Source organism: Thiorhodococcus mannitoliphagus, assembly GCF_010915725.1.
Classification (GTDB): domain Bacteria; phylum Pseudomonadota; class Gammaproteobacteria; order Chromatiales; family Chromatiaceae; genus Thiorhodococcus; species Thiorhodococcus mannitoliphagus.
Window position 1 is genome coordinate 50,858 of sequence record NZ_JAAIJR010000012.1, and the last position, 22,488, is coordinate 73,345.

The following is a 22,488-nucleotide window of genomic DNA, read 5'->3' on the forward strand; positions in this document are numbered from 1 at the left end:
CCCCATCAGCCAACAACCGGCCAGGATCGACTCGATTGCTCCGGACAGCAAAGGCCCGTTTCGACTAAACTACACCGCTTGTCACGATATCCGCGTTCTCGACCATGCCACACCGCACCCCAAGCGATTCCGGTGCCCTCTTGCACCGCCGTCCACTCATCGACTCCATTAACGACCCGGCCGACCTACGCGCCCTGTCTCAGAGTCAGCTACCGGAGGTCGCCAGTGAGCTGCGGAGCTTCCTTATAGAATGTGTTTCGCAGACTGGCGGACACCTGGCCGCCGGTTTAGGTGTCGTTGAGCTAACCATCGGTCTGCACTACATCTTCGACACCCCTTACGACCGCATCGTCTGGGACGTCGGTCATCAGGCCTATCCGCACAAGATCCTCACCGGACGGCGCGATCGCATGTGCACGCTGCGCCAGAAAGGCGGCGTATCCGGCTTTCCGAAGCGCAGCGAGAGCGAATACGACACCTTCGGCGTTGGGCATTCCAGCACCTCCATCGGCGCCGCGCTGGGCATGGCGCTCGCCGCAGAGCAGCGCGGCGAGCGGCGCACGGCCATCGCCGTCATCGGCGACGGTGCACTGAGCGCTGGGATGGCCTTCGAGGCGCTGAATCACGCCGGCTCCATGGACATCGACCTGGTCGTCATCCTCAATGACAACGAGATGTCCATCTCCCCGCCGGTGGGTGCCATCAGCAACCACCTGGCCCGCCTACTCTCCGGCAAGATCTACACGACCATGCGCGAGGGCAGCAAGACGGCCCTGCGCGGCATGCCCAACCTGCGCCATCTGGTGGGACGCTGGGAAGAGCACATGAAGGGCATGGTGATGCCCAGCACCCTGTTCGAGGAGCTTGGCTTCAACTACATCGGCCCGGTCGACGGCCACGACATCGACGGACTCTTGCGCACGCTCCGCAACATCAAAGACATGCCAGGACAGCGTCTGCTGCACGTCGTCACCCAGAAGGGACGCGGCTTCGAGCCCGCCGAGGGCCAGCCGGTCACCTATCATGGTGTGACACCCTTCGACCGCCACACCGGCGAGTTGCGCAAGGGCAAGAGCAGGGGACCAAGCTACACCCAAGTCTTCGGCGGATGGCTCTGCGACGCCGCCGCTCAAGACGACCGCTTGGTTGGCATCACACCGGCCATGTGCGAAGGCTCCGGGCTCACCGCCTTCTCCAAGCGCTTTCCGGACCGCTACTTCGATGTCGGCATCGCCGAGCAGCACGCCATTACACTGGCCGCAGGTGTGGCCTGCGAGGGCTTGAAGCCGGTGGTCGCCATCTATTCCAGCTTCCTCCAGCGCGCCTACGACCAACTCATTCATGACGTCGCCTTGCAGAACCTCGATGTGACCCTCGCCGTGGATCGCGGCGGGCTCGTCGGCCCAGACGGCGCGACCCACGCCGGCAGCTTCGACCTCAGCTTCTGCCGCCCCATCCCCAACCTCCTGATCTTGGCGCCATCGAACGAGAACGAATGCCGGCAGATGCTCAAGACGGCCTATGAGTACGAAGGCCCGGCGATGGTGCGCTACCCGCGCGGCACGGGACCAGGCGTCCAGATCGATCCTCAAGCGCCCGCGCTGCCAATCGGCAAGGGCGAGGTGCTGCGTCAAGGCCGCCGCGTTGCCCTGCTGGCCTTCGGCAGTATGGTCCCGCCCGCGCTGGAAGCTGCGGAAGCGCTGGACGCAACCGTCGCCAACATGCGCTTCGTCAAGCCGCTGGACGAGGCCCTGATCAAGGAGCTGGCCTTGACCCATGAGGTCTTGGTGACCATCGAGGAGAACGCCATCGCGGGCGGTGCCGGCAGTGGTGTCGCGGAGACACTTGCGGCGCAAGGCATCCTGATGCGCTGCCTTCACCTCGGCCTGCCCGACCGCTATATCGATCACGCCGAGCATGGCGAGCAGTTGGCCAGCGTCGGTCTCGACGCCGCCGGCATCTTGGCGAGCGTGCGTGCCGAGATCGATCGCTTGGGAGATGCCGGCACCGCGCAAGACGAGCGGCAGACCCGACGGCAAGGCCTCGGCGCCTGAGGCTAAGGCACCAACAATTCCGCGACCCATAGATGATCTGCCTTGCCAGTCTTGCCCCCGGCGAGGCCGGCACCGGAGGTTTCGAAGCCGTGCTGGACATTCACCCCATCCCAGCGTTCTCGGACAACTACATCTGGTTGTTGACCGAAGGCACCAAGAACGCCGTTGTCGTCGACCCTGGCGATGCGGATCCAGTGCTCGAGCATCTTCGCTGCACTGGCCTGAGGCTGACGGCAGTGCTCATCACCCACCATCACTACGACCACACCGGCGGCCTGGATGAGCTTGCCGCGGCCTATCCGGAGCTGCGCGTCTATGGCCCCAGGGACAGCCGTATTCCGGGTCTGACCGACCAGGTCGGCGAGGGCGACTCGATTCAGCCCTCCGGTCTGACCACCCGCCTCGACGTCATGGAAGTCCCAGGCCACACATCGAGCCATATCGCCTTCGTCGGCGACGGCAAGCTCTTCTGCGGCGACACCCTCTTTGCCGCCGGCTGCGGCCGTGTGTTCGACGGCACCTTCGAGCAGCTCTCACACTCACTCGAGCGCATTGCCGCCCTCCCAGCCGACACCCTCTGCTGCTGTGCGCACGAATACACCCTGGCCAACCTCGGCTTCGCCAAATGGGTCGAACCGCAAAGCAAGGCCCTGACCGAGCGCATCGACACCGATACCCAGTTGCGTCAGGCCAGCAAGCCGACGGTGCCCTCCAGCCTGGCGCTGGAACTGAGCACCAACCCCTTCCTGCGCACCCAAGATCCGGGCGTCATTGCCGCTGCGGAGAACTTCGCCGGAAAGAGGCTCTCAACCCCCAGCGAGGTCTTCACGGCCTTGCGGCGCTGGAAGGACGAGAAGTACGACTGAGTCTGACGCGGCAGCGCAGTCTGCCCAGAGTCCAGCTCCCGTTAACACCCTAAGAAAGTGTCCATCAATTGTTTCCCGATGCGAGCGATGCCGCCCGAAATCCCCCCTAGCCCCCCTTTGCGAAAGGGGGGAAGTTGTTGATGGACAGTTCCTAAGGGAGACGCCCGGCATGAGAGTACACCGCCCGATCAAGGCACAGAGCGCGGATGGGATTCGTTTCGCCGTTGGTGACTGCGCGCTAGGCGCCATTCTGGTCGGCAAGCGCGCGCGCGGAATCTGCGCCATTTTTCTCGGCGACGACCAGGATAGCCTCGAACTACAGCTCCGCGGCAGCTTCCCGGACGCTCAGCTCACCCCCGACCAAGGCACCTGTGCTCGCATCCTTCAGCAGACGCGTCATCTGATCGAACAGCAGGGCGCGGCAATCGACGCCCCGTTGGACATCCAAGGCACGCCCTTTCAGCGCCGCGTCTGGTCCGCACTGCTGCAGATCCCGCTTGGCCAGACCCGCAGCTACGGCGAAGTGGCGACAAAGATTGGGGCACCTAAGGCGACGCGCGCCGTGGCTCAAGCCTGCGCGGCAAACACCTTGGCGATCGCCATCCCATGCCACCGTGTGATACGCAGCGACGGCGCCCTATCCGGCTACCGTTGGGGTGTCTGGCGCAAACGCGCCCTCTTAGCGCGGGAGGCCCAGGCCTCACCACCTATCGGTTTTATGTAGCCAGGGCTTCCAGCCCTGGCAAACCAGGCCAGGATGGCCTGGCTACGCAGGCTTGGAGCGGCTGTTCCGGTTGATTTCGGGAAACCGATAGGTGTTGAGGGCCCAGGCGATCATCGTTGACAAGGCCGGCTCAGGCGAGATTCAGCTTAACGCTCAAGGCCCGCTCGCTGACATCACAAGCACGACCCGGCAGCCAAGAAGAAGAGGCGAGCCCATAGGTTGGGCGATTTCCGGAAATTGACTTACCCGAATAGACCCGGATCGGAGCTGCGGGTCTGTTGTTTCTCGGAAATCGCCTTGAATCGGGGGGCGAAACCAGACAAGCGACCGGATGTCGGGCCTCCTGACTGACCTGAGCAAGGCCGCTCATCAAGCACTTTTCGCGCACGATTCTAATTGAGTATTTTCCCGCAGTGTCAAGCCCTTGACGACGCGCTAAATGGCCATGCCGACAGCCTGTGCAAATCCCCCTTCGACCACAGCGCGCCTCATCCCGGAATTGTCAAGCTGCAATCCCGGATGCGCTAGCCGGACAAGGGCGCAAAGTTCTTAAGCACCCAAGAAAAGCATAATATATTTTTTAAAAACAAGAACATAAACGCGAGAAGCACGAGCTTCATTGCTCACCAACCGAGGCATTGGTGGCGCCGCAGTGCACCAATCGCAGACTCACCTTATGCACATTTCCTGTGATTAATTCTGTGGATAAACCCTGAACGAAGGCCACGAAGTCACCCATTGCCTAGGGTGCTGTTAGATCGCGCAGGATTTGACCACCCGATGACGATTGAGCCATTTCGTGAACGGCAGCGAGCCGTCCTTCTCCCTTCTCGCCCAAGCCTGGATCAGAATCTTTCCAAGTCTCCAGGTGCGCGCCTCCCCGCGCACCCTGACAGGGCAATCCAGACCTCAGACCCGAAAGTGGCCAATCTGCATCTGAATATCCGCCGCCAACCGCGCCAGCTCCTCACTGGCCTGAGCAATGTGATCGGAGCCGAAAGAGGTTTGGCGCACCGCCTCAGTGATAGCGTGGACGTTTCGGTTGATCTCTTCAGACACGGCCGATTGCTCCTCGGCGGCGCTGGCGATCTGCGTGTTCATATCGCTGACCGCGGTCACCGAGCGACTGATGCTCTTGAATGACTCGCTGGCCCGTCGCGCATGCTCCACGCTATCGCTGGCACGCTCCTCACTCTTAGCAATCGCCTGGACGACCGTCGCCGAACCGGTCTGCACGCGCTCGATCTTGTTGCGGATATCCTCGGTCGATGCCTGGGTCCGACTTGCCAAGGTCCGCACTTCGTCCGCAACCACAGCGAATCCGCGCCCCTGTTCGCCCGCGCGTGCCGCCTCGATCGCCGCGTTGAGGGCCAGCAGATTGGTCTGCTCGGCAACACCGCGAATCACGTCCAGCACGGCGCCAATCTCTAGACTATCGTCGGAGAGCCGCGACACCACCTGCCGTGCCTGCTCGACCTCCCGCGCCAGCTCTTCGATGGCGTTGACCGTCTCCTGCGCGAGCACGTCACCCTTGCCCGCCTCTTCATTGGCCTCGTGCACAACATGCGCGGCCTCGGCCGCATGCCGGGCCACCTCTTCGACGGTCGCGGTCATCTCATTGATCGCCGTGGCAACCTGGTCCGTCTCATTCTGCTCGCTCTGGACCTGTTTCGCCGTCTCACCGCTCGCCACCGACAACTCCTCCGCCGCGGCCGAGAGCTGGGTCGCGGCGCCCGAGACCTGCCGGACGAGGCTTTGAATCTTGTCGACAAAGGCGTTGAAGGCGCGCGCAAGATCAGCCAGCTCATTGCGACCCTCGGCCGGCAGCCGCCGGGTCAGGTCACCGTCGCCTTCGGAGATCGAGATGAGGCTCTCCACCGTGCTCCGGATAGGACGTGCAATGGAGCGGGCCGTGAGCCAGGACAGAAGGAGACCACCCAGCAAGAGAGCAGCGCCGAGCCCAAGGATCGAGAAGAGTGCATTGCGGTAGGCCGCAACCGCCTCGGAGCGGTCGATTACCAGTTCCACCACGCCCACCGGACTGTCGGAGAAATCGCCGACCAGCCGGCCGTAGATCGCAACCGGCGTGCCGTTGTAATCGATGTGGCGGGTCAGAACCTCGCCGTCCATGACGCGCTGAAGCTCCTCCGGCGTTAGCAGAGAACCGCTCTCGATGGTCCCCGCAAAGGTCTTGAAACCCTCGTCCGCAGGAATCTGCAGGGCGGTGTCCACGCCCGACGTCTCCTTGAAGCGGTCGAAAAATGGCTGACCGAAGGACATGCCGAACTCGACCACGCCCAGGTGACGTCCCTCGTAGAACACGGGCTCGACACCACGCACACCGAGCCCGGCAACACCCCGTTCAAGCCCAAGGACGGGCTCTTGCGTGCGATTTGCCTGGACGATCGTCTTGCGGATCGCGGAGAGGTCGTCGCCATAGCGGTCGACCATATGGACGCGCAAGAAGGAGGTCGCAGGAGCCTTCAGGAACTGAAATTGTCTAACGGCTTGGTGCTCCGACAGGTGCTCGAAGACGGGCTGCGTCATCGCCTTCAAACGCTCCCGGTCATCTTGCGCAAACGCCTGCTGAATCTCTGGAATGTGAGCGACCAAGGCACTCAACGCCTGAGCCTGCTCCCCGGTGCTTGCGATCGCACTCGTCAGCGCATCGTAGTGATCTTCCAGCTCCCGCAGCTCGGCGCGATCCGAAATGGCCGTCAGCTGCGACAGTGCAACTGGCAAAATCGAACCGATGGTCAGCATGCTGACCAGTGCAGAGCCGATCAAGACACGACGCCCGATGCTCATATTGTTCAACACCTTGAACCACCTCCTTCCTGCACGCTTTTTCCCCACGCCAACACTGCTCCACATCGGAACAACGGGCAGACATGAGGTTGCCTAGCAACCCCCATAAGACCTGTCGGACGCATCAATTACCACTCTAACCCCATAGCAATCAAGGTCGTCCGTTGAGCCGATCTTCCCGACAAGGCGCCCTCAGTAGAGGCCAGCTCGACTCCGCCTGTCTGAGAACAGCCTCACACTCAAGGGTCTTCACTCAAGATGCATCAGCCTCGTCCGCCAGAAAGGGCTTCCAGCTGTCGGATTGAGAGGCGCTTGAGGCTGAATCTTGGGCTCAGACTCGGCTGTTGCGAAGCCGACACAAAGACCGAGCCCCGATGGACTCACGACAAAGCGGGCACCGCAGAGAACTCGCTGCGCTCTGAGCACCCCTGTGAACAGGAGCCGGAAACAGGCGCGCAAAACACTGAACGTAAATGCAAAAAATCGAAAACACCAAGCAGCTGACGCCTCGACGCAGGTGCTTAGAGACAACTGGCATCAAATTCGCATTGGCGTTGGCCAAGCGTTATTTCTAATTCAATATAACGAGATGGCGCCGTGACGCACTCCGGGCGCTTCTCACCGCTGCATTTCCCGACGGCAGCCTGCCGTCGCTCAACCGGAGCAAGGAAAGCCGATCATGCCGTTTTCTCGATCACGCACAATGACAATTCACCCAACTCAGCCGCTGCAACATCGTATCGGCGCAGGCCCCTGGAGCGGGCACGCCCTCTGCGCCAATCTCATTGGCCCCGAAGAGACCGCTTTCTGAGACGCCGCGCAAACCCTCTCTCACAGTCTTCCAAATCAACTCGATCATGACAGGGAACCCTAGATGCGTATTCTCCTGACCCTCAGTCTTCTGTGCATTTCGATCTCGGCCATGGCCGAGCCACTGCTCATCGCCGCCGGTGCCGGCTACAAAAAGCCGCTCACCGAGGTCTACGCCGCCTTCGAAGCAGACTCCGGCATCGAGGTTCAGGCCGCCTTCGGCAACATGCAGCAGGTCATCGCCCAAACCCGGGACAGCGGTCGGATCGATCTCGTCGTTGGCGAGCGCGGCTTCCTGACCAAGACCGGCCTCTTTGAACATTTCACGCCACTCGGTAAGGGTCGCCTGGTGCTGGCCTATGGGATCCGGCCGCTCGGTGGCTACCAGGCGCTCGCCGAAGTGAGCGTCGAGCGCATCGCCCTGCCAGACCCCAAGAAGGCCATCTATGGGCGGGCCGCGACCCAGTTCCTGGAACGCAGCGGCCTCATGCCTGAGGTCCAGGGAAAGCTCATGACCTTGGCGACCGTGCCTCAGGTCTCGGCTTATCTGGTCGCCGGAACCGTCGACGCCGGCTTCATCAATATCACTGACGCGCTCGGCATCCGCGACAAGCTCGCTGGCTTCGTGGAGATCCCGGCCGATCTCTACGACCCGCCCGTCATCGCGCTCGCCTACCCCGAAGGCCGCCCCGTCTCGGCAGCCGCCAAGACCTTCGCCGACTTTCTGAACACCGACCGGGCTAAGGCGATCTTCGCGAAGTACGGACTGCAATGACGAGCCTTGTCGCCTGCGCGCCCGCCTCGCTGGCGCTGAGCCTGCAGGTCGCCGGCGTGGTGCTGCTGCTGTTCCTGGTCTGCGGGATCGCGCTGGGCTACCTCCTGAGTCAGCCGATCCCGCTGCGCGGGCTGCTCGATGCCATCATCTCGCTGCCGCTGGTGTTCCCGCCCATCGCCATCGGCTTCTTCCTGCTGATGGCCTTCGGCCGCCATGGCGCGATCGGCGGCTGGCTGCACCAGACGCTGGACTGGGAACTGGTGTTCTCCTTCCAAGCGCTCGTACTGGCCTCCTTCGTGGCGGGGCTGCCGCTGGTGGCCAAGCCCATCCAGTCCGCCATCGAGGGCAGCGCGCGTGACCTGATCGAGGCCGCCTACACCCTCGGCAAGGGACGAATGGAGACACTCATCCTGGTGGTCATCCCGGTGGTGCGGCGCAGTATCGTCGCCGGGCTGACCCTCGGCGTCGGGCGCTCCTTCGGCGAGGTTGGCATCACGCTCATGCTTGGCGGCAACATCATCGGCTCGACCGAGACCCTCTCGCTCGCCATCTACAACCGCGTACTGGACGGCGATTTCGATTGCGCCGCGAAGCTCTCCATGCTCCTCGGACTGGTCTCCCTGGGCCTCTTCTTCCTGCTGCGCAGACTCGGACGCCTCTGATGCCGGACTTGCAAGCAACCCTAAGCTTCGCGCGAAAAGACTTTGCCCTGGACCTCGATATCGGCATCCCGGCGGATGGCATCACCGCCCTGCTCGGCCCATCCGGCTGCGGCAAGAGCACCTTGTTGCGGCTGCTCGCCGGGCTCGAGACACCGCACCAGGGCCACATCCGGCACGGCGACCGGATCTGGCTAGACCGCGCCATGGACATCAACCTCGCCCCGCGTCACCGCCGGGTCGGCTTCATGTTCCAGGACTATGCCCTCTTTCCGCATCTCAGCGTCGCCCGCAACATCGCCTTCGGCCTCAGGCGCGGCGTCGACAAGGCCGCGTGCGTCCGCTTCTGGCTCGATCGCCTCAGTCTGCGTCCGCTTGCCGAACGCAAGCCGAGCGCGCTCTCCGGCGGCCAGCGACAGCGCGTCGCGCTCGCGCGCGCCTTGGCGGCAGAGCCTCAGGTGCTCCTGCTCGACGAGCCATTTTCGGCCGTCGATTTCAGCCTGAGGCAGGAGCTGCGCCTCATGTTTCAGGAGGCCGTCGCCGATGCCGGCATCCCGGTCGTGCTGGTCACCCATGACCTCGAAGACGTCCGCCAGGTCGCGGACCGCGTCGGCGTGATGATCGACGGACAGCTGCGCCGCCTGGGACCTGCAGAGGATGTCTTCGCGCGACCCGGTGACGCCGAGGTGGCGCGCGTGCTGGGCTGGCCGAACACCCTTGCGGTCCAGGCCTGGGAGCGCGACACCGCGCGCGGCGCTTGGGGTCAGGTCGCGGCGTCCTTAGACCCCTTGATGCGCCCCCCAGAAGTCATCGCCATCCACCCGGACGGGCCGACACCGACCTCTGGGCAGGGCCTGCCCGTCGAGGTCACCCGCGTCACCGACATGGGCGGCTATCATGCCCTGCTCTGCCGGCTCGCGGACCGCTCGCCGCTGCGCATCCATCTCCCCAAATCCAGCCCCGTGCCAAGACCCGGCTCCAGCGCGCGGCTCGCCATCCCGCGCGAATGCGTCATTCCGTTGCGCGAGCGTTCAACCGCGCCAAACTTGACCTACCCCAACCCTAGACACGCTTGAAGAGAGACCAGGACTCATGATCACTCCACCCGTCTTGAGCGACCAAGAGCTGCACCTATTGCTGAGCGAAGACGTCCCCTTTGGTGACCTGACCACCGAGTCACTCGGCATCAGCGCCAAGCTCGGTCAGATCCGCTTCTTCGCCCGCGACCCCATGGTCGTCTGCGGGGTCGAGGAGGCCGTGCGCATGTTCCAGCTTTGCGGCGCCGAGGCCGAGGCCCGCGTTGCATCCGGCGCCGATGCCGCACCCGAGACCCTGCTGCTCGAGGCAAGCGGCAGTGCGGGCGCCCTGCATCGCGGTTGGAAGACCGCGCAGACACTCATGGAGTGGTGCTCGGGGATCTCCACCCGCGCGGCCGAGATCGTCACGGCAGCACGGCGCGGCAACCCGGACGCCGTGGTCGCAGGCACCCGTAAGAACGTCCCGGGCACCCGGCGGCTCGCGGTCAAGGCCTTCAAGGCCGGCGGCGCCGTCATGCACCGCAATGGACTCTCCGAGACCCTGCTGGTGTTCGCCGAGCACCGCCAGTTCCTGGGCGATGAGCGCCCCTCGCAAACCGTCACGCGACTGCGGCGTCAATGCCCGGAAAAGCGTGTGGTCGTCGAGGTCGCCACCCCGGAAGAAGCGCTTGCCTGGGCCGAGGCCGATGTCCTCCAGCTCGAGAAATTCTCGCCCGAGGCCGTCGCCGAGGTCGCAAGCGCACTCGCGGCGCGCGGCTCGAGCACCATCGTCGCCGCGGCCGGGGGCGTCAACGCCAAGAATGCAGAGGACTATGCGCGGGCGGGGGCCAAGCTCCTCGTCACCACGGCACCTCATCTCGCCCCGCCCCGGGACGTTCAGGTGCGCTTCTTCAGCTGACGGAGAGACCGCGATGGCGAGTTCGAACTGCATCTACGGCCACAAGCCCGAACGCACGCGCCAAAGCCTGCTAGACAGCTGCCTGCCAAGCTGGTCGTCGCTGCTCACGCCCGAGTGGCGAGGCCGCGTCATCACGCCAGGCGCCTTCCGCGTCCATCATGAGCACGAGATGGCGGCAAAACGCGTGCTCGGCTACGACAGCCGCGGACAGCCTTGCTTCTACGCCCACGATTATCGCCAGATGGACGTCCGCTCGGACGACGACGAGGACTTCTATCAGGCACTCGCCTACAGCGAATCCATCACCGCTTGGCGGCTGCGCAGCGGCCTCTGGCTGGTCCATCGCCGTGTCGAGCCATTGGGAGAAGAAGGCGAATCGGGATCGAGCTTCGGGCTGGAGGCACGGATGCCCGGGTGAGCCGATGCGGGCTGCCACGGCATCCAAGGCGAGCGCCGCGACGGCAGCGACCCGACATCCACTCAGTCGGCCTTCTCCAGCACTGCGGCAAGCTCCATCAGGATGTCACCCAAGGCCTGGCCATAGCCTCGCACCAGCGCCTCGGGGGAAGCCTCCGGCACAGCGATGCGGCGGCCGATGGTCTGCTGCCAGCTCACCTGAGTGCTGACGCCGGTGAGATCGACAAGCGCAAATTGCACCCGCATCACCGCGGCCGGAGAGCGGCCGGGTCGAAAATCACCGTACAGCTCGGTGACCCTCGCTTCGAGCACGACATCGACCCGAGTCCCGATGTCCGCCTGCATCACGGCCTTGAAGAGGCCCGAAGCCTCGAGCCACTGGGCCATGGCGACGCCAATCATGGCTCCAGGCTCCGCCAGAAAGGCGTTGTAGAAGTCAGCCACGTAGCGCACGTCATCAAGCCGGAAGACCAGCTCCCTGCCGGCGAAAGCCGGGGTGACGCGCACCTTGCCGAGGCGCAGCGTCTCTGGGCGGCGCGCGGCGCGGAGGGCTGGCGCAGGCGGCTCCAGCACATAGGTGGTCGCCTGGGGTGCGGGCTTACCGATGGCGCAGGCGCTGAGCTGCAACCCCAAGCCCAAGACGAAAAGCCAGCGCAGCCAAACAGAGGTCATCACTGATTCCATGGAAGATCGACCTTCTCGGGCGGACCACCGAAGATGACGCCGGCCGGATAACGCTTCGCGCTCTCGGAAAGGACACGCAGGTTGTCGGCCGTCTCTCGCAGGCCCCGAACCATCACCCGGACATCATATTGGTTGTCGCCGACGAGGGCGTCGATCCGCTGGATGGTCTGCTCCAGGTCATCGACAATCCGATCCAGGCTCCCGGATTCGACCAAGCCTCGCAAGCGCCCGGTCAAGGCAGCGGAATGCTCGATTGTCTGCTCCAGACCTGGGGCGGCGAGCAGCGCGTCGAGCCTAGCCGACGCACTGGCGATGTTGCCAACAGCCTCGTCGATCGACGTCTCCGCGAGCGCGCCGTCCAGGCGCGCCAGCATGGCACGCGCCTCCTTCAAGACGGCCGTGATCTCGACCGAGAGATCGGCCACCGGCAGCGCGGCGAGCTTGGCATTCAGCGTCTCCACCAGGGTGTTCAGATTCTTGCCCAGGGCTTGGATATCGGCCTCGTCGAGGCTCGCCATGAGCTTCTGGAGCTTGCCGATGATCTGACCAGCCAGACTGGGCGCCGAGGGCACGTAGGGGTGGCGAGGCGTCCAGGGGATCTCGAGCGGCGGATGCTTCCCCGGATCGAAGAAGTCGAGCGAGAGATATTGCTGGCCCGTCACGCCCGCGAGCTGGGTCTGGGCCCGCAGGCCGCGCTTGATGTAGGCCGACAGTTCCTCACGCCATTGCTCGACCTGATCCGGATCGCCCGACACCTTGGCCTCGACCACGATATAGCCCTTGCGCTTGTCGACCGGGACATCCTGCTCATAGATGGCGCCTGAGCCCGCAATCGCCGAGATCTGGCCCAGAGGAACGCCGCGAAACTGCACCGGAGCCCCGATCTCCAGTCCCGCCACGGAGCCGTCGAAATAGGTCTCGAAGACGAATCTCGGCTGAAAGAGGGAACGCCCACCCAGGGCGAGCAGGATGGCGACCAGCGTCGTCAAGGAGACGACGACGAAGAACCCAAGCCGGAAGTGCCCCCTGCCCTCGTCCATGCCTAGCGCCTCACCTCGGTCTCAGGCGCGTCCGGCCTGCGGTTGAAGAATTGCCGCACGCGTGCATCCTGGCTGTGATCGCGAAGCTCGGAGGGTACACCCTCGGCAATGATGCTGCGCGATGTGGCGTCCAGCATCACCGCGCGATCGGCGACCTTCAAGATGCTTTGAAGCTCGTGCGTCACGACGACGAATGTTAGCCCGAGGTTGTCACGCAGGGCGAGGATGGTGCGATCGAGATTGGCCGCGGTGATGGGATCGAGCCCCGCCGAGGGCTCGTCGAGCATCAGAATCTCGGCCCCCAAGGCCATCGCCCGAGCGATGCCCGCACGCTTGAGCATTCCGCCCGAGAGTTCCGCCGGCATGCGCGATTGGGCCTCGACCATCTCGACCTGATGCAGCAACATCCGCGCAATCAGATTCTTCTGCTCGAGACCGATGTCGGTAAACTCGTCGAGGGGAAAGCGGATATTCTCAAGCACCGTCAAGGAGCCGAACAAGGCGCCGCTCTGATAGGTGATGCCCAGCCCGCGTTGCAGCCGCGCCTTCTCTGTTGGTCCGGCCCGCACGATGCTTTCCCCGCCGATGAGGACATCACCCGCCATCGGCCGGTAGAGCCCGATCATGTTCTTCATCAAGCTCGACTTACCGCACCCCGAGGCGCCGAGGATCACCAGGATCTCGCCCCGCTGGACATCGAAGGACGCGCCTTCCAGCAACACCCGGCTGCCGTAGCCGACTTTGAGGTCACGCACGCTGACGGCGGGCGTGGTCTGTGCTTGCGCGGAAACGGCCGGTCGCTCCATGGCTTTGCGCACCTCAGCTACTGATGAGTACGGTGAAGAAACCGTCGAGCACGACGATCCAGATGATGCTGGTCACCACGGCGCTGGTCGCCGAGAGCCCGACCGAGGTGGCGCCCGCGCCCGTCGCCAGCCCGCGCTGGCAGCCGATGGCCGCAATGGTCAGCCCGAAGACGGCCGCCTTGACCACGCCGACGAGGAAGTCCTCGATGCCGACGGCGCCGAGCAGATGGTTGTAGAACTGCACAAAGCCGATGTTGAATCCGGCCAACACCAAGGCGCCACCGAAGATACCGACCACATCGGCCAGCACGGTGAGTAGGGGCATGACCAGCACGGCGGCAATGAGCCGCGGCAGGACGAGAAACCGCACCGGGTCGAGGCCGAAGGTCAGGATGGCGTTCACCTCCTCATTGACCTTCTGCGTGCCGATCTGCGCCGCGAAGGCCGCGCCCGTGCGACCGGCAAAGACGATGGCGGTCATGAGGGCACCCAGCTCACGCAGCACGGCCACACCGACTCCATCGACGACGAAGATGACGGCGCCGAACTGCTGTGCCACCAACCCAATCTCGAAGGCGATGATCACGCCCATCAGAAACCCGATGAGCAAGACGATCGGCACCGCGTTGGCGCCAGCCTCGGCGGCCACGCTGAGCACTTCACCCCAGCGGATGACGCCGCGCCGGTGGAATGCCTGGAGCAAGGCCGCGGCGCAGTCGCCGAGAAAGGCAAGCATCCGCGCGGCGGCCGCAAGCTGTAGGGACGCGGCGCGGCCCGCACGCTCGATGATCCCGAGCGGCGGCCACTTCCGAGCGGGCTCGGCGACATCATCGGGGGCATAGTCGGGGATCAGCGCCGCAAGGCTCGGGGCAAGACCGCGAATCTCGACCTCTGCGCCCACCGAGCGTGGACGGCTCTTCAGATCGAAGAGCAGCGCGATCCCGGTGTCGTCGATGGACTCCAGCCGCGAGGCATCGATGACGATGGGGCGATCCGCATAGCGAGAGAGGGTCTCCAGGGCCTCGGCCCAGATCGGCCCGACCAAGTAGGCCGTCACCCGCCCCTCCAGGGCTAAGATCACGGGGTCAGCCTTCATCGCATCGGGTGCAGGCATGGTCAAACCTGGAGTCAAGTACCAGGGCGTGCGACCGCTCAAGAAAAACGCGGCCCATGGCGCCGGAAAGCCCTTGTGACATGCGCATCTCCGCCCTCGATGATGGCTAGGAAGGCTCAGGCTCCCGGGCAAAAGTCCGACAGGTTAGGGTGTTATTCCGGCCTGATGCCTCTTATCCAATCTGCCCAGAGCGACGGCTGCCGATAGGCGTTGACCCAGTCCTGAAGCTGTGCTGCGGCCATTGGTCGCGCAATGCCGTAGCCCTGGGCCCGATCACAGCCCAGACGCATCAGCAGCGTACCGTGCTCGAGGGTCTCCACGCCTTCGGCGATGACGGCGCGGCCAAAAGCACGGGCCATGCCGATGACCCCTTCGACGATGTTGCAGTCCTCGCGGTCCTGGAGCATGTTGCGAACGAAGGTCTGATCGATCTTGAGCGTCCCCGCCGGCAGCCGCCGCAAATAGATCAGCGAGGAGTAGCCGGTCCCGAAATCATCCAGGGCGAAGGAAATTCCGAGCCGGGCACCGTCACTGATGACTGCGCTCACCTGATCCAGGTCATCCAAGGCTGCGGTTTCCAGGATCTCCAGCTCGATACTCCTGGGCTCGACCTCCGGATGACAGGCGATGAGGTCGGAAACCTGACGCAAGAAATCGAGCCCCTGCAGCGAGTGCGCCGAGACATTGATGTGCAAGCGCAAGGACAGTCCCAGCGCAACCCAGGCCGCCTGCTGGACCAGCGCCTCGCGCAGCACCCAGCGGTCGAGCCTGCGCATCAGATCCGTGCCTTCGATGGCCGGCAGGAATTCGATTGGCGCCAAGAGGCCGCGCTGCGGGTGCTGCCAACGGACCAGCGTCTCCAGGGCCTCGACACCCCCGAGGCGCATATTGACGATCGGCTGATAGAGGAGACGCAGCTCGCCCCCGTCGATTGCCAGCCCGATACTCTGCAACAGTTCGCGGTTAGCGATCGCCTCGCGATCTTTCTCCGGATCGAAGAACTGGTAGTTGTTCCGTCCGCACTGTTTCGCCAGATACATCGCATGGTCGGCATGACGCAAGAGGCTATCGGCGTCACCGTGATCCTCCGGGTAGAGGGTCGCCCCGATGCTGGCGGACACTGGATTAGGCTGACCCTCGATCAGCCGAGACTCGCCCAGACTGAGCAGGACCCGTCCCAGGATGTGCGCACAGGCGCTCGGCCCCTCCAAATCCGTGAGCAGCAGCGCGAACTCGTCACCGCCCCAGCGCGCGACGGTATCGTTCGGGCGAACGCTGCCAACGAGGCGATCTGCGACGGCCCGCAACAGGTTGTCCCCGACCTCGTGACCACAGTGATCGTTGATAGGTTTGAAGTCGTCGAGATCCAGATAGCAGACGGCGAGCCGGGAGCCTTCGCGGTCGGCGACGGCGATGACCTGCTCAAGGCGATCGAGCAGCAGACGCCGGTTTGGGAGCCCGGTGAGATGGTCGTAGTAGGCCATCGCCTCCAACCGCCTCTGGCTCTCGTGCAAGGCCTGCTCGGCCACGCGCCGCTCGGTGATGTCCTGCGCCGCGGCATAGATCAAGCCCGAATCCGCGGGTGCCGTGGCGGACCAGGCCAGGGTGCGCAGACTGCCGTCCTTGCAGCGATAGCGATTCTCGAAATAGTGGCTGTCACGCCCTTGAAGCAGCGCCTGGATCTCGGCGCGCGTTGAGTCGACGTCTTCGGGGTGCAGATGATCGAGCAGGTGGTGCGCGACAAGCTCATCCTGACGATAGCCGAGCAGCTCCGTCCACGCCGGATTGACGCGCCGGATGATGCCGTCGAGGCCGGCGATGAGGAAGAGGTGCAGAGAGAGTCCGAAGAATCGGGCCTGCTCGTCCTCGGCCTGCCTCAGCTCGGTGTTGTCACGGGCCACACCCGCCAGGCGCGTGGCGCGGCCGTCCTCGCCGCGAACCGCATCGCCATAGGTCGCCAACCAGTGGATGGAGCCGTCGGGCCAGACGACCCGAAGCTCCAGGCCGTGCCCCACGCCGTCCTCGACGCAGGCACGCAGGCTCTCGCGCCAGCGCGGCAGATCTCCAGGGTGGACGCGGGCGTCGAGCTGCTCGAGCGTCCCCCGTGAACTCCCTGAGGGAAGACCCCAGATGGGCGCCATTTCCTCTGACCACATGACCAGATCGCTATCGGTAAACCACTCCCAGATCGCGGTTCCGGAGAGCCGCAGGGCCAGGTAGAGATGCTCCTCGGTCTCGCGGAGTGCATCCTGCATGCGCGCGCGTTCGGTCACGTCCTGAGCCGCCCCCAAGAGCCATGCCGCTTTGCCTGCAGCATCGTAACGGACCTCGCCATAGTCCTGGATGACGCGGATTCTCCCATCGTCCGGGCGGATGATCCGATGCTGATGAAGGTAGGGAGCGCCGGCTTCCAACGCCTTGTTGAAGGCCGCCTGCATCCCTGCCCTGTCATCCGGGTGGACGGTCCGCAGCAGGCTGTCCAGCGTCAAGTCGTCCTGCTCGAGGCCATGGATGTCGCACCATTGCAGCGTCGGGACGAAGCGAGCCGTTCGCGGCTCGAGCAACCAACCGCCGACCTGGGCCAAACGTCCCGCGTGAGCGAGCAGCAGGCCGAACTCATCGTTCGACATTGCGTGGCGCGATGGCGGTTGGTGCGTCGGCCCATTGGCGAACGCGGTGTCGGGAGACACCCCTTTCATCTGGATAAGGCTCTCTGATTTCTGCTCTGACTCTCCCTATCATAGCCAGGTTTAGACTCGAATCGGCTAGATTCTGTATGGGTTTCTCGGCATCCGGGCAGGCTTCAACCAAAAGACATCCAGTCGAAAGCGCCCCAGGTATTGCCCTCGGTCGCTGCCCCCTCAATATCCGACTCATGCTGGCAGACGGGTCCATGCCTGAAGTGTGATCGGCGTCACAGAATCGCATCAGTAGGCGCCGGATTGCCCCTAACACATGAGGTGAATTTACGCGCTCCAACCTCGGCGTGCGCTAAGCTAAGTGCACGTTCTTGAGATCAGCGCCGCTTGTGCCTGCGATTACCCCCGCTCAGCCCCAAGCCCCGCACCCTAACCCTTCGTAGCCCGGAGAACCCGCATGGCCCTCGTGAAGAAGAGTTCGACCGCAGATGACGGCACCGCCACCCAAGCCAAGACCTCGGCGGCGGCGGCCCGTGAGGCGGAGGCGCAGCGCAAGCGGGCGCGCACCCTGGCGAAGCAGCAGCAGGCGGCCGAGCGGATCGCTGCAGCCACTGGCGAGCTGTCCTCCGGCATCAATGAGGCGGCCTCCGCGGCAGAGGAACTCAAGCGCGCCGTCGATCAGATCGCGACTGGCGCCGAGGAGGCCTCTGGCGCTGCCCAAGAGTCCCTCACAGCCTTCAAGCAGGTCGAGGTAGCCATCGGGCGCCAGCTGCGCAGCGCTGACTCCAGCCGGTCCAAGGGCGAGGCCACGCAGACACTGGTGCTCAAGACCAGCGCCGAGGTCGCCGGCCTGGTCACGAACGTCGGTCTCGCCGCCCAGCGCCAAACGGCCTCGGTGGAGCGGGTGGCCGAGCTGGAGGAACAGGCGGCCAACATCGGCAATATCGTCAAGGCGGTCGCGCGCATCGCCGACCAAACCAATCTACTCGCCTTGAATGCCGCCATCGAGGCGGCACGCGCCGGCAAGCACGGCAAGGGCTTCGCGGTGGTGGCCGACGAGGTGCGCACCCTCGCCGAGACCTCGGAGAAGAGCGCCAAGCAGATCCAGGACCTGGTGGGCCAGATCCAGGGCGAGGTCAAGGTGATCGCCGAGGGAATCGGAACATCGGCCAAGACCGTCCAGGCCGAAGCGGAAAAGGGCAAGACCATCAGCGCGCAATTGGAGCAGATCCGCCTCGACGCCGCCGAGATCGTCAAGGGCATTCAGGAGATCGCCACTGGCGCTCAGCAGTCCAGCACCGCAGCCGGGCAGGCGCTCAAGGGCTCGGAGGACATTGCCGCCGCCGCCGAGGAGCAGTCTGCCGCCGCGGAGGAGGCCGCCAAGACGGTGGCCGAGCAGGCGCAAGCGCTGGCCGAGTGCGAGCAGGCCGCGCAGGCCCTCTCGGAGCTGGCGGAAGATCTCAAGACCTCCACGGACGTCGCCAAGAGCGCGGAAGAGGTGGCCTCCTCTGCCGAGCAGCTGTCTGCGGCCGTCTCCGAGATCAATCGCGCCAGCTCCCAGATCATGGTGGCCATCGACCAGATCCGCAAAGGGGCCGAGGTGCAGTCGGCGAGCACCGAGGAGTCCTCGGCCGCCATCAGCCAAATCGAGCGCGGCCTCGAGCTAGCCCAAGCCCGCGCCACCGCGGGCGCTGAGAAGGTGGCAGCGATCAAGTCGCTCCTGGCCGAGAATAAGACCACCGTCGACGGCCTGGTCCAGGGTGTCTCGCTGGCCGCGGATGCCTCGCGCTCGAGCATCAAGCAGATCAAGGATCTGGAGCTGGTGTCGCGGCGGATCGACAAGATCGTCGATGCCATCACCACGGTCTCTATCCAGACCAATATGCTGGCGGTCAACGGCTCCATCGAGGCGGCCAGGGCGGGCGAATTCGGCAAGGGCTTCGTGGTCGTGGCCACCGACATCCGCAACCTGGCGCACGACTCGGCCGAGAACGCCGACAACATCAAGGATCTGGTGAAGGCAGTCCAGGATCAGATCGGCGTGGTCGGGCGTGACCTCGAGGAGATCGTCGCCTCCGCCATGAGCGAGGTCGAAAAAGCCAAGGTCACCACGGGCAATCTGGTCACCATCGAGACCGACATCGTGACCGTTGAGACAGGCACCCAAGAGATCCTGGATGCCGCCAATGAGATCGTCGCAGCCATCTCCCAGGTCAAGACCGGGGTCGAGCAGATCTCCGCCGCCGCCCAGGAGGCCGACAAGGCGGCCACCGAGGCCGCCGCCGCCTCCCAGCAGCAGTCTCAGGGTGCCGAGGAGCTGGCGGCCGCCGTCGAGGAGATCGCCTCGCTCGCCGATGAGCTGCAGAGCGCCTGACCGGGGATGCGATCATGACCTCAGACAGCCTCAAAGAACGCGACGCCGCGCCACCGGCGGACGACGAGGAGCACGACGAACTCGGCTCCGACCTGCGTCAGTTCGTGACCTTCCTCATCGGCGCGGAGGTCTTCGCCGTGGACATGGCCCCGGTGCAGGAGATCATCCGGGTGCCAGAGGTGGTTCGCGTGCCATTGGCGCCGCCCAGTCTCGAGGGCCTGGCCAATCTGCGCGGCAAGGTGCTGCCGATCATCTCGCTGCGCCACCTCTTCGGCCTGGAAGAACGCGACAAGGATGACACTTCCCGCGCCCTGGTGATCGACATCGGTCAACCGCTCGGCTTCGTGGTGGACAGGGTCGCGAGCGTGGTCGGCGTCGAGCCGTCCAAGATCGAGGCGGTGGGATCCATCAGCAGCACCGTGGATACCGAACTGCTGTCCGGTCTCATCAAGGACGTCGGCGGCCACACCATGATCATGGTGCTGGACTTCACCCAGTTGATCGGCCGGGAATTCGCGGAGATCGCGAGTCTGGCGACCTCCGCCGGCATGGTCCAGGAGCTGTCCAGCCACGGCGAGGATGACGATGAGGAGAGCAGCGACGAGCTGCAACTGGTGAGCTTCGAGGTCGCGGAGCAGGAATACGCCATCGCCATCGAGAACGTGCAGGAGATCGTTCAGATCCCCGAGCACATCGTCCAGGTACCCCGCTCCGAGCAGCACGTCCTGGGCGTGATGAGCCTGCGCAACCGTCTCTTGCCCTTGGTGAGCCTGCGGCGGATGTTCGCCTTGCCGCCGCGCGACGCGGACGAGCACAGCCGCATCGTGGTCGTGTCCCTGGGCGGCACCTCGGTCGGTGTCGTCATGGACAGCGTCAACGAGGTCTTGCGGGTCGCCAAGACCGATGTCGAGGCCATGCCTGGTCTGCTGTCGCGCGACGGGGATCTCGCCGAGATCTCGGACATCTGTCGGCTCGAAGGCGGCGAGCGTCTGGTCTCCATCCTCTCGACCGACCACCTCTTCCGTCATTCGGCCATCGAGGAGGCACTGACGACCTTGGACACCCTCAAAGAAGAAGAGCAGCTCGCGGCCGACTCGGCGGCCGATGAGTATGACGAGGCCGGCGCCGACGATGACGAGCAGGTGGTGGTCTTTCGCCTGGACAAGGAAGAGTTCGGGGTGCCGATCGAGAGCGTCCAGGAGATCGTGCGCGTCCCCGAGGAGCTGACCCATGTCCCCAAGGCACCGGCCTTCGTCGAAGGGGTCATCAATCTGCGCGGCACCGTCCTGCCGGTGATCGACTTGCGTCGACGCCTGGGGCTCTCCAGTGTCGAGCGCTCCGACCGCCAGCGCGTCATGGTCTTCCTGATCGAGGGCGCGCGCACCGGTTTCATCGTCGACTCAGTCGCCGAGGTGCTCAAGATCCCGAAGAGCGCCATCGAGCCGGCACCTCGGTTGTCCGGGCAGCAAGCCAAACTGCTAGCGCGCATGGCGAACCTGGAGCGCGAGCAGCGTCTGGTACAGTTGATCGATCCGACACAGCTGATTCAGGAGCGCGAGATGGCCGACTTGGCGGAATTGTCTGCGTGAGACGGGATGCGCATCCGGCGCGGAGAACGGAGAGAGCATGATCAAGCTACTGATCGTGGACGACTCGGCCTTGATGCGCCGTCAGCTCGCCAATGTCTTTCAGGCCGAGGCCGACTTCGAGATTCGCCAGGCACGCAATGGGCGCGAGGCGGTCGAGGAGAATCGGGCCTTCGAGCCGGACGTGGTGACCCTGGATATCAACATGCCGGAAATGGACGGCATCACCGCGCTCTCGCTGCTGATGGCAGAGCGCCCGGTGCCGGTGGTGATGGTGTCCTCGCTCACGGAAAAGGGGGCGCTGGCCACCTTCGAGGCGCTCAATCTCGGGGCGGTCGACTATCTGGCCAAGCCCGGCGGAACCATTTCGCTCTCGATCGAAGAGATTAGCGCCGAGCTGGTGGCCAAGGTCCGTGCCGCCGCTGGCGCCCGCCTCAAGCGCAATGGGACTCGCGGACTGACGCGACGCCTGCGCGAAGAGCGCGTTCGGCCAGCCCCGCGGCCGCTGGCCGTGAGGCGTGGCGTGGCGAGCGATGGTCTGGTGGTGATCGGCGTCTCGACCGGCGGCCCGCGCACCCTGGAGGACATCCTGCCGCTGTGGCCGGCCGATTTTCCCTGGCCGGTCCTGGTGTCCCAGCACATGCCCGCCTCCTTCACCCGCCCCTTCGCCGAGCGCATGAATGCGCTCTGCGCCCTTGAGGTGGTGGAGGTCGCCCGCCCCATGCCCGTGGAGCCCGGCACCGTCTACATCGGTAAGGGTGGAGCGGACATGGTAGTCGGGCAGCGTGGCGGGCGCCTGACCGTGCTCAGCAAACCGGAGAGTCAGGAATTTCTCTGGCATCCCTCGGTTGAGTTGCTGGGCCGCTCGGTGCTGGAGCACTGCGACCCGGCGCGGGTCATCGCCATCATGCTGACCGGGATGGGCTACGACGGCGCGGATGCCTTCGCCGAGATCAAGCAGCGCGGCGGCCGCACCATCGCCGAGTCCGAGCAATCGGCCGTTGTCTTCGGGATGCCGGCGGAGCTGATCGCCCGCCAGGGCGCCAGCCTGGTCCTGCCCGCCGAGAAGATCGCCGCCCAGGTCAACACCTGGACGGGACGGTAATTGCAGTTGGCAGTTGGCAGTTGGCAGTTGGCAGTTCGCAGTTGGCAGGTCGGAGGTGTCAGGTAGGAGTAGAGATGTGTCAGTTGGGAGAG

The 22,488-nt window shown here is 64.6% G+C and carries 17 protein-coding genes; 11 read left to right on the plus strand and 6 right to left on the minus strand.

The genetic code is table 11. The features are described from left to right. Positions 1-104 precede the first annotated feature (104 nt). From dxs to G3480_RS28900, 3 genes are all read left to right on the plus strand, one after another. Positions 105-2,054, plus strand: a complete 1,950-nt coding sequence (gene dxs / locus G3480_RS04725) for a 1-deoxy-D-xylulose-5-phosphate synthase (RefSeq protein ID WP_164652520.1) — start codon at positions 105-107, stop codon at positions 2,052-2,054. Between the two features lie 89 nt (positions 2,055-2,143). Beyond that, a complete protein-coding gene (gene gloB, locus G3480_RS04730; protein ID WP_164652538.1) occupies positions 2,144-2,920 on the plus strand; it encodes a hydroxyacylglutathione hydrolase in 777 nt (258 codons plus the stop codon). Between the two features lie 169 nt (positions 2,921-3,089). Beyond that, a complete protein-coding gene (locus G3480_RS28900) occupies positions 3,090-3,644 on the plus strand; it encodes a methylated-DNA--[protein]-cysteine S-methyltransferase (protein ID WP_164652521.1) in 555 nt (184 codons plus the stop codon). A gap of 909 nt (positions 3,645-4,553) precedes the next feature. On the opposite strand, the gene G3480_RS04740 is transcribed toward G3480_RS28900, so the two are convergent. Beyond that, on the minus strand, positions 4,554-6,464 hold the full coding sequence (locus tag G3480_RS04740) for a methyl-accepting chemotaxis protein (protein WP_164652522.1): 1,911 nt from the start codon (positions 6,462-6,464) through the stop codon (positions 4,554-4,556). 862 nt (positions 6,465-7,326) lie between these two features. Between G3480_RS04740 and modA the strand changes: the two genes are divergently transcribed. Genes modA through G3480_RS04765 form a run of 5 tightly spaced genes read left to right on the plus strand, consistent with a single transcriptional unit; the run spans position 7,327 to position 11,049 of the window. Beyond that, entirely contained in the window at positions 7,327-8,037 is a 711-nt protein-coding gene (gene modA / locus G3480_RS04745; protein WP_164652523.1) for a molybdate ABC transporter substrate-binding protein, read from the plus strand. Next, positions 8,034-8,699: a molybdate ABC transporter permease subunit gene (locus tag G3480_RS04750; protein ID WP_164652524.1), complete on the plus strand. Its 666-nt coding sequence runs from the start codon at positions 8,034-8,036 to the stop codon at positions 8,697-8,699. Before modA ends, G3480_RS04750 begins: the two co-directional genes overlap by 4 nt. Continuing rightward, positions 8,699-9,772, plus strand: a complete 1,074-nt coding sequence (locus G3480_RS29425; RefSeq protein WP_164652525.1) for a sulfate/molybdate ABC transporter ATP-binding protein — start codon at positions 8,699-8,701, stop codon at positions 9,770-9,772. Before G3480_RS04750 ends, G3480_RS29425 begins: the two co-directional genes overlap by 1 nt. 16 nt (positions 9,773-9,788) lie before the next feature. Further along, complete coding sequence (modD, locus tag G3480_RS04760; RefSeq protein WP_164652526.1) at positions 9,789-10,631, plus strand: ModD protein; 843 nt, start codon at positions 9,789-9,791, stop codon at positions 10,629-10,631. A gap of 13 nt (positions 10,632-10,644) precedes the next feature. Further along, the gene (locus G3480_RS04765) at positions 10,645-11,049 is read left to right on the plus strand and encodes a hypothetical protein (protein ID WP_164652527.1); all 405 of its coding nucleotides are present in this window, start codon (positions 10,645-10,647) and stop codon (positions 11,047-11,049) included. 62 nt (positions 11,050-11,111) lie between these two features. Here G3480_RS04765 and G3480_RS04770 read toward each other — a convergent pair whose 3' ends face one another. From G3480_RS04770 to G3480_RS04790, 5 genes are all read right to left on the minus strand, one after another. After that, complete coding sequence (locus tag G3480_RS04770) at positions 11,112-11,720, minus strand: ABC-type transport auxiliary lipoprotein family protein (RefSeq protein ID WP_164652528.1); 609 nt, start codon at positions 11,718-11,720, stop codon at positions 11,112-11,114. After that, positions 11,720-12,772, minus strand: coding sequence for an MlaD family protein (locus tag G3480_RS04775; RefSeq protein WP_164652529.1), 1,053 nt, complete (start codon positions 12,770-12,772; stop codon positions 11,720-11,722). Before G3480_RS04775 ends, G3480_RS04770 begins: the two co-directional genes overlap by 1 nt. Positions 12,773-12,774: 2 nt before the next feature. After that, the gene (locus G3480_RS04780; RefSeq protein ID WP_164652530.1) at positions 12,775-13,578 is read right to left on the minus strand and encodes an ABC transporter ATP-binding protein; all 804 of its coding nucleotides are present in this window, start codon (positions 13,576-13,578) and stop codon (positions 12,775-12,777) included. A 13-nt stretch (positions 13,579-13,591) separates the two neighbouring features. After that, on the minus strand, positions 13,592-14,692 hold the full coding sequence (locus G3480_RS04785) for an ABC transporter permease (RefSeq protein WP_240905583.1): 1,101 nt from the start codon (positions 14,690-14,692) through the stop codon (positions 13,592-13,594). A 152-nt stretch (positions 14,693-14,844) separates the two neighbouring features. Further along, a complete protein-coding gene (locus G3480_RS04790) occupies positions 14,845-17,322 on the minus strand; it encodes a bifunctional diguanylate cyclase/phosphodiesterase (protein ID WP_164652532.1) in 2,478 nt (825 codons plus the stop codon). Between the two features lie 466 nt (positions 17,323-17,788). Between G3480_RS04790 and G3480_RS04795 the strand changes: the two genes are divergently transcribed. Genes G3480_RS04795 through cheB form a run of 3 tightly spaced genes read left to right on the plus strand, consistent with a single transcriptional unit; the run spans position 17,789 to position 22,396 of the window. Beyond that, the gene (locus G3480_RS04795; RefSeq protein WP_164652533.1) at positions 17,789-19,705 is read left to right on the plus strand and encodes a methyl-accepting chemotaxis protein; all 1,917 of its coding nucleotides are present in this window, start codon (positions 17,789-17,791) and stop codon (positions 19,703-19,705) included. A 14-nt stretch (positions 19,706-19,719) separates the two neighbouring features. Beyond that, the gene (locus G3480_RS04800) at positions 19,720-21,294 is read left to right on the plus strand and encodes a chemotaxis protein CheW (protein ID WP_164652534.1); all 1,575 of its coding nucleotides are present in this window, start codon (positions 19,720-19,722) and stop codon (positions 21,292-21,294) included. 37 nt (positions 21,295-21,331) lie between these two features. Then, positions 21,332-22,396, plus strand: coding sequence for a chemotaxis-specific protein-glutamate methyltransferase CheB (cheB, locus tag G3480_RS04805; RefSeq protein ID WP_164652535.1), 1,065 nt, complete (start codon positions 21,332-21,334; stop codon positions 22,394-22,396). The last annotated feature ends 92 nt before the right edge of the window (positions 22,397-22,488 follow it).